Here is a 13784-nt window from a genome sequence, read left to right on the forward strand (position 1 = left end):
ATTTTTGTCGTCCGCGTGTTTCTTGGACCGGGTTTCTTCTCCGGGTATCCGATGTCCGCCGCCGGCGTGCCTGCGGCGTCCGCTTCGAAGTGCCGCCGCTGCCAGGACGGGGGACTGGCATGATGGAGCCATGAGTGCACCTTCCCTGGCCGGCGAAGCCCGCGGGCTCTCGCCGCTGTTGCGGGAGGTACGCCTCGCCCTCGAGAACCTCGCCTTCCCCCTGGCCCTGCCGAGCTCTGTCGACGGCCGGGGGGCGGCCGACGCCGCCCGGGCGCAGCTGAACGACTACATCCTCCCCAGGCTCGCCAGCCTCGACGCGCCGCTGGTCGCCGTCGTCGGCGGTTCGACGGGCGCGGGCAAGTCCACACTGGTCAACGCGCTCGTCGGGCGGCCCGTCTCCGTGACCGGCGCCGTCCGGCCCACCACGCGGCAGCCGCTCCTGCTGCACCACCCCGAGGACGCCGCGTGGTTCGACGACGCGCGCGTCCTGCCCTCGCTGAATCGTGTGCGCCTCGCGGACGACGGCGGAGGCGTTGCCGCCGGATCCTCCCAGGCCCGGCACCAGCCCGCCGGTGGAGCTGACACGCTCCTCCTGCGGCCCACCCCGACGCTGCCTGCCGGCCTCGCCCTGCTGGACGCCCCGGACATCGACTCCATCGCCGACGAGAACCGCAGGCTCGCGGGCCAGCTGCTCGCGGCGGCGGACCTCTGGATCTTCGTGACCACGGCGAACCGCTATGCGGACGCGGTGCCTTGGAAGCTTCTGGCCGAGGCCGGCCGCCGGGACGTCCTGGTGGCGGTCGTCCTGGACCGGGTGCCGCCCGGCGTCGAGGAGGAGATCAGGAGCGACCTGCTGACCCTCCTGTCCGCCGAGAACCTCGGGCACGCTCCCATCTTCGTCATCCCGGAGGTCCCGCTCGGCACCTCACGCATGCTGCCCGCGGACACCGTGGAGCCGATCACCCGGTGGCTGCAGGCCCTCGCCGCCGACGCCGAGGGACGGCGCGAGATCGCCCGGCGCACCGTGGGCGGCGCGATGCGGGCCCTCGCCGGTCGCATCGATGCCATCGCCGACGCCGCAGGGCAGGAGCAGTCGGTGGGGGATGCCCTGCGCTCCTCGGTGGACGGCGCGTACCGCGACGCGCTGGCCGATGTCATGGCCGCCACCGAGGACGGCACCCTGCTCCGTGGGGAGGTCCTCGCCCGATGGCAGGACTTCGTCGGCACCGGCGAGTTCATGCGGGGACTCGAGACCAGGATCGGGCGGGCACGGGATCGCGTCAGCGCCTTCTTCACCGGCAGGCCCGCACCGGCCGCCACTGTCGCCGACGCCATCGGCAGCGGTCTGCAGACGGTCATCGTCGAACAGGCCGCACGCGCGGACGAGTCGGTCCGCAGGCGATGGCGGGGGGAGCGGGCCGGCACCATGCTCCTGCAGGACGTGCCCGCCTGGAGGGCCGAGGACTTCGCCGCAGAGGTCGCACGTGAGATCCGCGCATGGCAGCAGGATCTCCTGGAGCTCGTCCAGGCAGAGGGAGCGGACAAGCGCTTCACCGCCCGCATGCTCTCCTTCGGCGTCAACGGGATCACGGTGGCACTGATGGTGGTCGTCTTCGCGTCGACCGGCGGGCTGACGGGCGGTGAGATCGGGATCGCCGGGGCCTCGGCGATCGCCGGCCAGAAACTCCTCGAGGCCATCTTCGGCGACGACGCCGTGCGGCGCCTCGCCGGCACAGCGCGCCGGAACCTGTCCGAGCGCGTGGAGGACCTGTTCCGTAGCGAGCGCGCACCCTTCGACGAGTGCCTGGAGCCCCTGGCCCGGCAGACTCCGGCCGAGACGCTCCAGGTCCTGGCACAGCGGCTCCGCCAGGCGCTGCCCACCGCCTCACGCCTCGCCGTGGACGAGGCGTGAGCCGACACGAGGGAGCGGCGTCCGACGCGCTGCTCGCCGGCTCCCTCACGACTGTGCTCGATCAGCTGCAGGCAGCCTACGAACTCGGCGCGGACCGGTTGCCGCAGGACGATCTCGAGCGCCTGCACGCGACGCTCGAACACGCCGGCAGCCGCCGGTCGCTGTCGGCGGACCATACGGTGGTCGGCGTGTTCGGGCCTACCGGCAGCGGGAAATCGTCCCTCGTGAACGCGCTGAGCGGGACCGATGCGGCGCGGGTGGCCGCCAGGCGCCCGACGACGTCGGAACCACTGGCGCTGGTCTGGAGCCCCCGTGGAAGCGAGGAGCTCCTCGACTGGCTCGGAGTCGGCCAGCGCGTCGAACTGCCGGACGGGGCGCCGCTCGTCGACGGGGCGGCCGGCGCTGCTCCGCGCGACGGTGCCGCCGGCGCACGCCGGACGGCAGGCCCAGTGGCGCGAGCGGACGATGGGTCGTCCGGATCGGGTGGCACGGCCGCCGAGGCCGGCCCCCGCCTGTTCCGCTGGCGACGGCGCCGTCGTCCGGCGTCGTCGGCGGTCCTTGCGGACCCGCCGGCCCCAGCCCTCCCTGCCCCGGGTGGTGACGCCGGCCTGATCCTGCTGGACCTCCCCGACTTCGATTCGACGACGCTGGCGCACCGAGCCACCGTGGAGCGCCTCGCGGGGCAGGTCGACGTCCTGCTCTGGGTCGTCGACCCGCAGAAGTACGCGGACGCCGCCCTCCACCACGGCTTCCTGCGCGGCCTGGCGACGCACGAGGCCGTGACCCTGGTGGCCCTCAACCAGGCGGACCGGCTGGAGCACGGGGATCTCGACGCCGTCACCGCCTCGCTGGGGGAGATCCTCGCAGCAGAGGGTCTGCGGGGGGTCGCCGTCATCCCGGTGTCGGCGAGGACGGGCGAGGGTGTAGGCCGACTCGCGGACGCGATCCGGACGCTCGCCGAGACGCGCGCGGCAGCGACACGGAGGCTCGCCGCCGACGCCGGGCAGGCCGCGGCAGCGCTTCTCCCGTTCGCCGCGGAGCAGACGGTGGCGATGCCGTCGGAGGATGCGCTGGACGCACTGTCCGAAGAGCTCGGAGCGGCCGCGGGAGTTCCCGTGGTGGTCGACGCGGTCCGCAGTGCCTACCGCAGGGACGCGCACGCGACCATGGGCTGGCCCGTCACCCGCTGGCTGGCCGGCCTTCGTCCGGATCCGCTGCGCCGACTCAACCTGCGACGTCAGGACGTCCTGCCCGAACTCCGGAGGTCATCGCTTCCCGTCGGCCAGCCGGCGAACCGGGCGAGGGTTGACCACGCCCTGCGCGTCTTCGGGGACGCAGCCTCCCGAGGGGCCGTGGAGCCGTGGCACTCGTCCATCCGGGACGCTGCCCGCGGAACGGCCGATGAACTCACGGACGCACTCGATTCCGCCGTCACCGGCACGGACCTGGAGACAGGGCGGCGGGGATGGTGGGGGATCCTCGGCGCCCTGCAGTGGATCACCTTCGCCGGGCTCGTCGCCGGACTGGGCTGGCTGGGTGTCCTCGCCGTGCTCGGATTCCTCCAGCTCCCCGCCATCGACGTCCCGCGGGTCGAGGGATTCCCCGTTCCCACCCTCCTGATCCTCGGCGGGCTGGCCGCAGGGATCCTGCTCGGAGTCCTCGCTGCGCTCCTCGCCCGGCTCGGAGCGGCGAGGCGGGCCGCCAGGGTGCGCCGACGGCTGCTGGGTGCGTGTTCGCAGGCGGCTCGCGACGTGGTGGTGCGGCCTGTCGCGGCCGAGGTGGCCCGCTGCAACGATTTCAGCACGGCAGTGCTGGCGGCATCGCGTCCCCGCTGACGGGAGTCGACTCGGGAGTCGACCCGGGCGATGATGGCATCGCTCACGGAAGAGGCGGCGGGGGAGGTCCAGGGGCGGCTCAGGCGGTTCGGTCCGCCACCCGGGCGATGGCGCTGTGTCCGGAGCAGACCCACTCGACGGAGCCCGTGCGGATGTGCTCGGCCAGGAGCTGGACCGTGCGTGCCGCCACCGGCTTGTCGTTGATGGTGATCCCGTAGAAGTCGCTGACCCCGCCGTCGTGGGACACCTTCGCGGCATCACCGGTGAACAGGACGCCGCGCCACTGATACGCGTAGTGGCCCGGCGTGTGCCCGGGGGTCGGGAAGTACCGGAGCCCCGGGAAGATCTCCCCGGAGCCGCCCAGTTCCCGTGCTCCCTCGGGCAACGGGACGGGTGCAATCCTCTTCAGGAGCTTCCGGAAGACCGTCTTCGGCGCGGTCCGGCCGCGGAGGACGTCGGCGTCGGCGGCGCCGATCCAGACCGTCGCCCCGAGGGCCTCCTGGAGCCGCTGTGCCACCTGCGCATGGTCGACGTCGTAGTGCGTGAGGACGATGTCGGTGATCGGCCCCGTCGCCGCCTCGTTGGCGCGCAGTTCGGCGATGACGCCGTCGAAGCCGGAGGCCATGCCCGGGTCGATCACAGCGGTGCGACCGGCACCGACCACCACGAAGCCGTGGGAGCCCTTCTGCTGTTCGAGCTGGTAGCAATCCTGGGCGATGAGGCGCATTGGAGTCCTTCGGCTGGTGCTGCGGGTTGTCCGAAGACTACCAACGCGACGAGCGCCCGTCCCTCAGGCGAGGATGCGCAGCACCTTGTCCACCGTGTTGATGTTCCGTGTGGTGGTCGTGGCGGCATAGCGGGCGCGGGCCAGCAGCCTGGCCACAGGTACGTCCGTCGACCGGCCCTTCGGCGAGAACCACCCGATGGCGGCGCCTCCCGCCAGCACCGTGGGTTGTTCCGGCAGTCCGCGCGCGTCGTCGAGGAAGGACCTCAGTTCGCCCGGACCGGTGAAGAGCGTGACGTAGGTGTGCACACCTGCCGGAGTGGTCTCCGGAGGCTGCGGAACGGATCCGGCGATCGCGATCAGGTCCGCCAGGCCGACGACGATCACCCATGCGAGGTAGCCGAAGCGCTCCCGCAGTGCTGTCTCCACGCGGTCCTTGAGCTCCTCCGCGCCGAGGGCGGAGGAGCAGGTGACATTGCCGCTCGCAAGGACGGTGGCGACCCTGCTCACGGGGAGGCTCGCGAGCAGCTCGCGGAGATCCACCATCCGAACGGTGACACCGCCGACATTGACCCCCCTCAGGAAGACGGCGTAGCGGTGGTCGGGTCCCGGCGCACCGGCAGCGTCGAGCGTAGGGCTCGGCATGTCAGTCGGCCGCCTTCGCGACGGCGAGCGTCAACTGGCGTGCCGCGTCCGAGACGACCTCGGCATGGATGCGTCCCGGTTGCCGCGTGAGCCGCTCCATCGGACCCGAGATGGACACCGCCGCGATCACGCGCCCGGACGGCCCGCGCACCGGAGCGGAGACCGATGCCACTCCCGCTTCCCGCTCGCCGAGGCTCTGGGCCCAGCCGCGCCGTCGTACGCCGGCGAGCACGGTCGGTGTGAACCGTGCGTTCTGCAGCCCCTTCAGCAGGCGGTCGTGGTCCTCCCACGCCAGCAGGCACTGCGCGGCGGAGCCAGCCTTCATCGACAGCTGGGTCCCGACGGGAATGGTGTCCCGCAGCCCCACGGGCCGCTCCGCCGAGGCGACGCAGACGCGCCAGTCACCCTGCCGCCGGAACAGCTGCGCACTCTCGCCCGTCGCATCGCGCAGGCTCAGGAGCACCGGTCCGGCGGCCGCGATGAGCCGGTCCTCGCCCGCGGCGGATGCGAGCTCCACCAGCCTGCTGCCCAGGACGAAGCGGCCCTGGATGTCCCGGCCCACCAGGCGGTGGTGGGCGAGGGCGAGGGCCAGCCGGTGCACCGTCGGCCGCGCGAGGCCGGTCGAGGCGACGAGCTGTGCGAGGGTCGTGGGCCCGGCCTCGAGGGCGTCGAGCACGAGGGCGGCCTTGTCGATGACTCCGACGCCGCTAGAATTGTCCATAAGATGATATTGCCGTCTCATTATCTGAGACGCAAGCGGCTGGGCTGGCACTCGCCGTCAGGCGCTGGTTGAGTTGAAGGCACCAGAGGTCCTGCATCGGCCGCCCCCACCGGGGCCCGGCGCAGCGGGACGGAAAAGGACGATCGTCATGGGCAAGACACTGGCCGAGAAGGTTTGGGACGCACACGTCGTGCGCAAGGGCGAGGTCGTCGGAGCGGAAGCGCAGCCCGACCTCCTCTACATCGACCTGCACCTCGTGCACGAGGTCACCTCCCCGCAGGCCTTCGAGGGTCTCCGCCTGGCCAACCGGCCACTGCGCCGGCCCGACCTGACGATCGCCACCGAGGACCACAACACCCCCACGCTGGACATCGACAAGCCGATCGCCGACCTCACCAGCCGCACCCAGATCGAGACCCTGCGCGCGAACTGCAGGGAGTTCGGGGTCCGGCTGCACTCCCTCGGCGACGCCGAGCAGGGCATCGTGCATGTCGTGGGGCCCCAGCTCGGACTCACCCAGCCGGGCCTCACCGTGGTGTGCGGCGATTCCCACACATCCACCCACGGCGCATTCGGCGCGCTCGCGATGGGCATCGGCACGTCCGAGGTCGAGCACGTCATGGCCACGCAGACGCTCTCGCTCAAGCCCTTCCGGACCATGGGCATCACGGTCGAGGGAACGCTCAGGCCGGGCGTCACCTCGAAGGACATCATCCTCGCCGTGATCGCCAAGATCGGGACCGGCGGAGGCCAGGGCTACGTCCTCGAGTACCGCGGCTCGGCCATCCGCTCGCTGTCGATGGAAGCGCGCATGACCATCTGCAACATGTCCATCGAGGCGGGCGCGCGGGCAGGGATGGTCGCCCCCGACGAGACGACCTTCGAGTACCTGCGCGGCCGGCCCCATGCGCCGCAGGGCGCGGACTGGGACGCCGCCGTCGCCGACTGGCGTGAACTGCGAACCGACGACGACGCCGTCTTCGACGCCGAGGTCTTCCTCGACGCGAACGACCTCGAGCCCTTCGTGACCTGGGGGACCAATCCGGGCCAGGGAGTCTCCCTCTCGCAGGCCGTTCCATCGCCCGACGATTTCGCGGACGAGAACGACAAGGCCGCGTGCACCCGCGCGCTGGACTACATGGCGCTCGAGCCGGGCACCCCGATGAAGGACATCCGGGTGGACACCGTTTTCCTCGGCTCCTGCACGAACAGCCGCATCGAGGACCTGCGCATCGCCGCGGACATCATCCGAGGCAGGGAGAAGGACCCCGCGGTCCGGATGATGGTCGTCCCGGGTTCCGCCCGCGTGCGCCTGCAGGCCGAGGCCGAGGGACTCGACCGCGTGTTCAAGGACTTCGGCGCTGAATGGCGGTTCGCCGGCTGCTCGATGTGCCTCGGCATGAACCCGGACCAGCTGGCACCGGGGGAGCGCTGCGCATCCACGTCCAACCGCAACTTCGAGGGGCGGCAGGGCAAGGGCGGGCGCACGCACCTCGTCTCGCCCGTCGTGGCCGCCGCGACGGCGGTCCGGGGCACCCTCAGTTCGCCGTCGGACCTCGCGCCCCTGCCCTCCGGCACCGGCGCCCACGCCGCCGATTCCACCGTCCCAGCAGCCTAGGAGAGCGCCATGGAGAAGATCACCACGCACACGGGCATCGGCGTGCCGCTGCGCCAGAGCAACATCGACACGGACCAGATCATCCCCGCCGTCTACCTCAAGCGCATCACCCGGACCGGCTTCGAGGACGCCCTCTTCGCGGGCTGGCGCAAGGAGCAGGACTTCATCCTCAACCAGGAGCCGTACTCGCGCGGTTCCGTCCTCGTGGCGGGGCCCGACTTCGGGACCGGCTCGTCCCGTGAGCACGCCGTCTGGGCGCTGAAGGACTACGGTTTCAAGGCCGTGCTGTCCTCGCGCTTCGCGGACATCTTCCGGGGCAACTCGGGCAAGCAGGGCCTCGTCGCAGCGCAGGTCGCGCAGGACGACATCGAGCTCATCTGGAAGATCCTCGAGAACGAGCCGGGGGCGACGGTCACGGTGGACCTCGAGTCGCGGATGGTGCAGTGCGGCTCGGTCAGCGCCCCGTTCCAGCTCGACGACTACACGCGCTGGCGCCTGCTCGAGGGCCTCGACGACATCGGGCTCACGCTCCGGCAGGAAGAGCACATCACGGAGTTCGAGGCCCGACGTCCGTCCTGGAAGCCGACCACCCTGCCCGTGCGTACCTGAGTCCGGGCCGCGCCCGTGGTGCGCGGGGCGTGCGCTGTAGCGCACCTCACGCCGCGTATCCGCCCATGCGAGGAATGACGACGCACCCGCGCGGGTTCCTTTCAGGGAACAGGGAGTGCACCAAGTACCCTTGTATTTCTGTCTGCTCCGTGGTGCTCCTATGCTTGGAACGAGCATTTTCGAGTCCGCGGGGGTTCATCGTATGAGGAAAATAGGTATTCATGGGTAGCGTTCTGACCATCCGCGGCGGCATTCCGTTGACGGGCAAGGTATCCGTCCGCGGTGCGAAGAACCTGGTCCCGAAGGCCATGGTGGCGTCGCTGCTGGGCAACACGCCGTCCGTCCTGCGCAACGTCCCGGAGATCAAGGACGTCGACGTCGTCACCAGCCTCCTGCAGCTGCACGGCGTGAAGGTGACCAAGGACCCCGTCACCGGCGACCTCACGATGGACCCGAGTGATGCGAAGATGGCCCGCTCCAAGGACATCGACGCCCATGCCGGCGACTCCCGCATCCCCATCCTCTTCTGCGGTCCGCTCATGCACAGCATCGGCGAGGCCTTCATCCCGGACCTCGGCGGCTGCAAGATCGGCGACCGCCCGATCGACTACCACCTCGAGGTCCTCCGCAACTTCGGGGCCGTCGTGGACAAGCGCCCCGGGGGCATCTCCATCTCCGCCCCCAAGGGCCTGCACGGCGCCAAGCTCACGCTGCCGTACCCGAGCGTCGGTGCCACCGAACAGGTGCTCCTGACCGCCATCCGTGCCGAGGGCATCACCGAGCTGTCGGGAGCCGCCGTCGAGCCCGAGATCATGGACCTCATCGCCGTCCTGCAGAAGATGGGCGCGATCATCACGGTCCAGACGGACCGCGTCATCCGCATCGAGGGTGTCAAGGAGCTGACCGGCTACAACCACAAGGCCATCTCCGACCGCAACGAGACGGCCTCGTGGGCGTCGGCCGCACTCGTGACCCGGGGCGACATCTATGTGGAGGGCGCGCGCCAGCTCGACCTCACCGCGTTCCTCAACACCTACCGCAAGATCGGCGGCGCCTTCGACGTCGACGACGAGGGCATCCGCTTCTACCACCCGGGCGGCCCCCTGAAGCCGCTGGTCCTCGAGACCGACGTGCACCCGGGCTTCATGACGGACTGGCAGCAGCCGCTCGTCGTGGCACTCACCCAGGCGTCCGGTGTGTCGATCGTCCACGAGACGGTCTACGAGAACCGCTTCGGCTTCACCGAGGCCCTGATCCGCATGGGCGCGAACATCCAGGTGCACCGCGAGTGCCTCGGGAGCGTCCCTTGCCGCTTCGGCCAGCGCAACTTCCTCCACTCCGCCGTGATCTCCGGGCCCACCCAGCTGCGCGGCGCGGACATCGACATCCCCGACCTGCGCGGCGGCTTCAGCCACCTCATCGCCGCCCTGGCGGCGGACGGCGTCTCGCGCGTCACGGGCATCGAGCTCATCAACCGCGGGTACGAGCGGTTCCAGGACAAGCTCGAAGGCCTGGGCGCGGACTTCGACATCACGGAGGACGCCCCGGCCGTCGCCGTGGCAATCTCCTAGGGCTCGGCGCACATGGGGGAGTCACGGGGCTCACGCGCCATGTTCGCGTTCCTCGGCACCTGGGTGAGGCCGGTCATGAACGCGCTCATGGACAAGGAATGGCACGGGCAGGAGAAGCTGCCGCGCGGTACGGGCATCATCGTCTGCCCGAACCACGTCACCGAGATCGATCCGGTCGTGGTGGGTCACTTCCTGTACAACCAGGGCATCATGCCGCACTTCCTCGCGAAGGCGTCGCTGTTCGAGGTGCCGGTGATCGGATCCATCCTGCGTACCATCAAGCAGGTGCCCGTGGAGCGCAGCTCGGCCGGGGCGAACCGCTCGCTCGAAGCCGCGCGTGACGCACTGGCAGACGGTGGCGGGATCATCATCTACCCCGAGGGAACCCTCACGCGGGACCCGGACATGTGGCCCATGAAGGGGCGCACCGGGGCTGCACGCCTCGCCCTGCAGACCGGCGCCCCGGTGGTGCCGATCGCCCACTGGGGCGCCCACGAGGTGTTCCCCCGCTACGCTAAGCGCTTCTATCTCTTCCCGCGCAAGCGCTCCCGGGTGCTGGTCGGCGACCCCGTGGACCTCAGCGAGTTCCGCGACGCTGCCCTGACGAGGACCACGCTCGAGGCGGCGACGGAGCGCATCCTCGACGCCATCACGGAGCTGCTGGCGGAGTTGAGGGGAGAACAGCCTCCCGCAGAGCGCTGGGACCCGGCACGGAAGCAGCAGAAGCGGACGGGCCGGGACTTCGAGGCACAGGACGACGGGAATCCCGGCGGTCCGCAGCCCGGAGGGCAGCCGTGACGGCCGCCGATGCCCTGCGTGCCACTCCGGCGAAGATCGCCGTCCTCGGCTCCGGCAGCTGGGGAACCACGTTCGCCAAGGTGCTCGCCGATGCCTCCGGCGGGACGCACGTCATGCTGTGGTCCCGGCGCCCCGAGGTCGCCGACGAGATCACCGCCGAGCACCGGAATTCCCGGTACCTCGGCGACACTCGGCTCCCGCGGAACGTCTCCGCCTCGGCCGAGGTGGAGGAGGTCCTCGTCGGAAGCGACCTCGTGGTCCTCGCGGTACCCGCCCAGACCCTCCGCGCGCAGCTCCCGGCCTGGCGGCCCCTCATCCCCGGCCACGCCGTCGTCGTGTCCCTCATGAAGGGACTCGAGGTCGGGACCGATGCCCGCATGAGCGAGGTGATCTCGGAGGAACTGGCGCTGCCCGCCGAGCGGATCGCGGTGCTGTCCGGACCCAACCTCGCCCTGGAGATCGCCCGTGAGGAGCCGACGGCCTCGGTCGTCGCCTGCCCCGACCATGACACCGCCACGTGGATCGCAGCGGCCTGCACGGCCTCCTACTTCCGGCCCTACACCTCCACGGATGTGATCGGGGTGGAGATCGGCGGCATCGTCAAGAACGTGATCGCCCTGGCCGTCGGCATCTGCGAGGGCCGGCGCATGGGCGACAACACCAAGGCCTCCGTCATCACCCGCGGCCTCGCCGAGACGACGCGCCTGGCCGTCGCCCTCGGCGGACAGCCCGAGACGATGGCGGGACTGGCCGGCATGGGGGACCTGATCGCCACGTGTTCCTCCGCGCTGTCCCGCAACCACACCGCAGGCCACCTGCTGGGCCAGGGCCTGACCCTCGACCAGGTCACGGTGAGGATGAACCAGACGGCGGAGGGCATCAAGTCCGCACAGGCCGTCCTGGACTCAGCCATGAAGCTCGGCGTCGACATGCCCATCACCGAGAGCGTGGTGGCCGTCCTCCAGGGACGCCTGTCCGTCGATGACCTCGGGCCGCGCCTGCTGGCCCGCAACCTCAAGCCGGAAGGCGATCCCGTACCGTGACCACCGTGATGACCGCGACCACCGAGACTTCCCTTCCCGCCCGCAAGCCCCGCGTCCTCGTGCTGTTCGGCGGCCGTTCGAGCGAGCACGCCGTCAGCTGCGTGACCGCGGCCGGCGTGCTCGAGGCGATCGACCGCACGCGTTACGACGTCGTTCCCGTGGGCATCACCAAATCCGGCCAGTGGTCCCTCGTGTCGGCTGATCCGTCCGCGTGGTCGCTGCGCGCCGACGTGCTGCCGGAGGTCACCGCGACCGAGCGGGCCGTGGTCATGGGCACGCCGGCGGACGGCAGCGAGGGTCAGGAACTGCTCGTGGCAGCACCCGGTTCCGTACCCGAGAGCCTGGGCGGCGTGGACGTCGTCCTGCCGCTCCTGCACGGCCCGTTCGGTGAGGACGGCACGCTGCAGGGCATGCTGGAGATGGCCGACATGCGCTACGTCGGCGCCGGCGTCCTGGCTTCCGCCGTCGGCATGGACAAGCACTACATGAAGGTGGTCTTCTCGGCTGCCGGGCTCGAGGTGGGCCCCTACGAGGTGGTGACGGACCGGCAGTGGCGCACCGATGCCGAGGACGGCATCCGCCGTGCCGCCGCACTCGGTTTCCCGCTCTTCGTCAAGCCCGCCCGCGCCGGGTCCTCGATGGGGATCAGCCGGGTCGAGGATGTCGGGGGAATCCGCGCGGCGGTCGAGGCCGCCCGCGCCTTCGACCCCAAGGTGGTGATCGAGGCAGGGATCGAGGGCCGCGAGATCGAGGTCGCCGTCCTCCAGGGGCGGGGCGTGGATTCCCCGCGCACCTCGCTGCCGGGGGAGATCGCCATCCAGCCCGGGGAGCACGCCTGGTACGACTTCGAGGCCAAGTACGTGGACGGCGCCGCCGCCGAACTGTCCTGCCCCGCAGATCTCCCGCAGGAGGTCATCGACCGCGTGCGGCAGCTTGCGGGCGAGGCCTTCGACGCGATCGGCGGCGAGGGCCTCTCCCGCGTCGACTTCTTCTACACGCCGGACGGGCGCCTGGTCATCAACGAGATCAACACCATGCCCGGCTTCACCCCGATCAGCATGTACCCGCAGATGTGGGCGAAGTCCGGCCTCGGCTACACCGAGCTGATCGACGAACTGATCGCGCTCGCGCTGGACCGCGGTACCGGCCTGCGCTGACGGCGAGGTCCGTGCCGGGCCCGCTCGGGACGCGGCAAGGACCTGGACGCGGACTGATCCCGGTCACCCGGCGGCCGCGACGGCGCCGACTCGACGCGTGGCGTGCACCGGTTTGTCGGGGACGTGCGCGGGGCGCCGCCTGGCGAATTCCGCACGCAGTTCCGGCAGCACGAGTTCGCCGAAGAGGTCGAGCTGGTTCAGCACGGTCTTCAGTGGCAGGCCGGCGTGATCGATGAGGAACAACTGGCGCTGGTAGTCGCCGAAGAACTCCTGGAAGGAAAGGGTCTTCTCGATGACTTCCTGGGGGCTGCCGACCGTCAGCGGGGTCTGGGCCATGAAACTCTCCATCGTCGGCCCGTGGCCATAGACGGGGGCGTTGTCGAAGAAGGGACGGAACTCCTTCACTGCATCCTGTGACTTCCGTGCCAGGAAGAACTGTCCACCCAGTCCCACGATCGCCTGGTCGGCATCGCCGTGGCCGTAGTGGGCGTAGCGTTCCCGGTAGAGGCCGATGAGCTGCTGGTAGTGCTCCTTCGGCCAGAAGATGTTGTTGGCGAAGAAACCGTCGCCGAAGTAGGCGGCGATCTCCGCGACCTCCGGCGTACGGATGGAACCGTGCCAGACGAACGGTGCGACGCCATGGAGCGGGCGCGGCGTGGAGGTGAAGTTGCGCAGTGGTGTGCGGTACTTGCCTTCCCAGTTCACGACGTCGTTGTCCCACAGCTGGCGCAGCAGGTTGTAGTTCTCGACGGTCAGTTCGACGCTGTCCTGCTGGTTCTTGCCGAACCAGGGGTAGACGGGCCCGGTGTTGCCTCGGCCGAGGATCAGGTCCACGCGACCGTCGGCGAGGTGCTGCAGCGTGGCGAAGTCCTCCGCGATCTTGACCGGGTCGTTGGTGGTGATCAGGGTGGTGCTGGTGGACAGCGTGATGCGCTCGGTCTGGGCGGCGATGTAGCCCAGGAGGGTGGTCGGGGAACTGGCGTAGAAAGGCGGGTTGTGGTGCTCGCCGGTGGCATAGACATCCATGCCGATCTCTTCGACCTTCCGTGCGATGGTGACGGCGGCCTTGATGCGCTCACCCTCCGTGGGTGTCTCGCCCGTGAGGGGGTTCCGGGTGACGTCACTGACTGTGAAGACGCCGATTTCCATGA

At 70.4% G+C, this 13784-nt stretch carries 12 protein-coding genes; 8 read left to right on the forward strand and 4 right to left on the reverse strand.

The window, feature by feature from the left end; all coding sequences use genetic code 11:
* The first annotated feature begins 130 nt into the window (after positions 1-130).
* Positions 131-1912 carry a dynamin family protein gene (locus AC1MFI_RS11620; protein ID WP_479817030.1) on the forward strand — a complete coding sequence of 594 codons (1782 nt, stop codon included), beginning with the start codon at positions 131-133 and terminating at the stop codon, positions 1910-1912.
* Positions 1909-3747 carry a GTPase gene (locus AC1MFI_RS11625; RefSeq protein ID WP_479817032.1) on the forward strand — a complete coding sequence of 613 codons (1839 nt, stop codon included), beginning with the start codon at positions 1909-1911 and terminating at the stop codon, positions 3745-3747. The genes AC1MFI_RS11620 and AC1MFI_RS11625 overlap by 4 nt, the downstream gene beginning before the upstream one ends.
* Positions 3748-3826: 79 nt before the next feature.
* Here the strand turns inward: AC1MFI_RS11625 and AC1MFI_RS11630 are convergent, their stop codons facing one another.
* The 3 genes from AC1MFI_RS11630 to AC1MFI_RS11640 form a co-directional block, all read right to left on the reverse strand.
* On the reverse strand, positions 3827-4474 hold the full coding sequence (locus AC1MFI_RS11630; protein WP_479817034.1) for an MBL fold metallo-hydrolase: 648 nt from the start codon (positions 4472-4474) through the stop codon (positions 3827-3829).
* Positions 4475-4537: 63 nt separating this feature from the next.
* Positions 4538-5116 (reverse strand): DUF1697 domain-containing protein, encoded by a 579-nt coding sequence (locus AC1MFI_RS11635; RefSeq protein WP_479817036.1) that lies wholly within the window; start codon positions 5114-5116, stop codon positions 4538-4540.
* 1 nt (position 5117) lies between these two features.
* Positions 5118-5837 (reverse strand): IclR family transcriptional regulator, encoded by a 720-nt coding sequence (locus AC1MFI_RS11640; RefSeq protein ID WP_133080752.1) that lies wholly within the window; start codon positions 5835-5837, stop codon positions 5118-5120.
* 148 nt (positions 5838-5985) lie between these two features.
* On the opposite strand from AC1MFI_RS11640, the gene leuC reads away from it, so the two are divergent.
* The 6 genes from leuC to AC1MFI_RS11670 all read left to right on the forward strand — a co-directional run bounded on the left by leuC (position 5986) and on the right by AC1MFI_RS11670 (position 12633).
* A complete protein-coding gene (gene leuC, locus AC1MFI_RS11645; RefSeq protein ID WP_479817038.1) occupies positions 5986-7455 on the forward strand; it encodes a 3-isopropylmalate dehydratase large subunit in 1470 nt (489 codons plus the stop codon).
* Between the two features lie 9 nt (positions 7456-7464).
* Positions 7465-8064 carry a 3-isopropylmalate dehydratase small subunit gene (leuD, locus tag AC1MFI_RS11650; protein ID WP_479817040.1) on the forward strand — a complete coding sequence of 200 codons (600 nt, stop codon included), beginning with the start codon at positions 7465-7467 and terminating at the stop codon, positions 8062-8064.
* Positions 8065-8285: 221 nt separating this feature from the next.
* Positions 8286-9635 carry a UDP-N-acetylglucosamine 1-carboxyvinyltransferase gene (gene murA / locus AC1MFI_RS11655; RefSeq protein WP_479817042.1) on the forward strand — a complete coding sequence of 450 codons (1350 nt, stop codon included), beginning with the start codon at positions 8286-8288 and terminating at the stop codon, positions 9633-9635.
* A 12-nt stretch (positions 9636-9647) separates the two neighbouring features.
* A complete protein-coding gene (locus AC1MFI_RS11660) occupies positions 9648-10433 on the forward strand; it encodes a lysophospholipid acyltransferase family protein (protein ID WP_479817044.1) in 786 nt (261 codons plus the stop codon).
* Positions 10430-11476, forward strand: a complete 1047-nt coding sequence (locus tag AC1MFI_RS11665; protein ID WP_479817046.1) for an NAD(P)H-dependent glycerol-3-phosphate dehydrogenase — start codon at positions 10430-10432, stop codon at positions 11474-11476. Before AC1MFI_RS11660 ends, AC1MFI_RS11665 begins: the two co-directional genes overlap by 4 nt.
* Before the next feature lie 8 nt (positions 11477-11484).
* Positions 11485-12633, forward strand: coding sequence for a D-alanine--D-alanine ligase family protein (locus AC1MFI_RS11670; RefSeq protein ID WP_479820860.1), 1149 nt, complete (start codon positions 11485-11487; stop codon positions 12631-12633).
* Positions 12634-12696: 63 nt separating this feature from the next.
* On the opposite strand, the gene AC1MFI_RS11675 is transcribed toward AC1MFI_RS11670, so the two are convergent.
* On the reverse strand, positions 12697-13782 hold the full coding sequence (locus tag AC1MFI_RS11675) for a CE1758 family FMN-dependent luciferase-like monooxygenase (RefSeq protein ID WP_479817048.1): 1086 nt from the start codon (positions 13780-13782) through the stop codon (positions 12697-12699).
* Positions 13783-13784: the final 2 nt, after the last annotated feature.

It is taken from the genome of Arthrobacter sp. BC5, assembly GCF_056680255.1.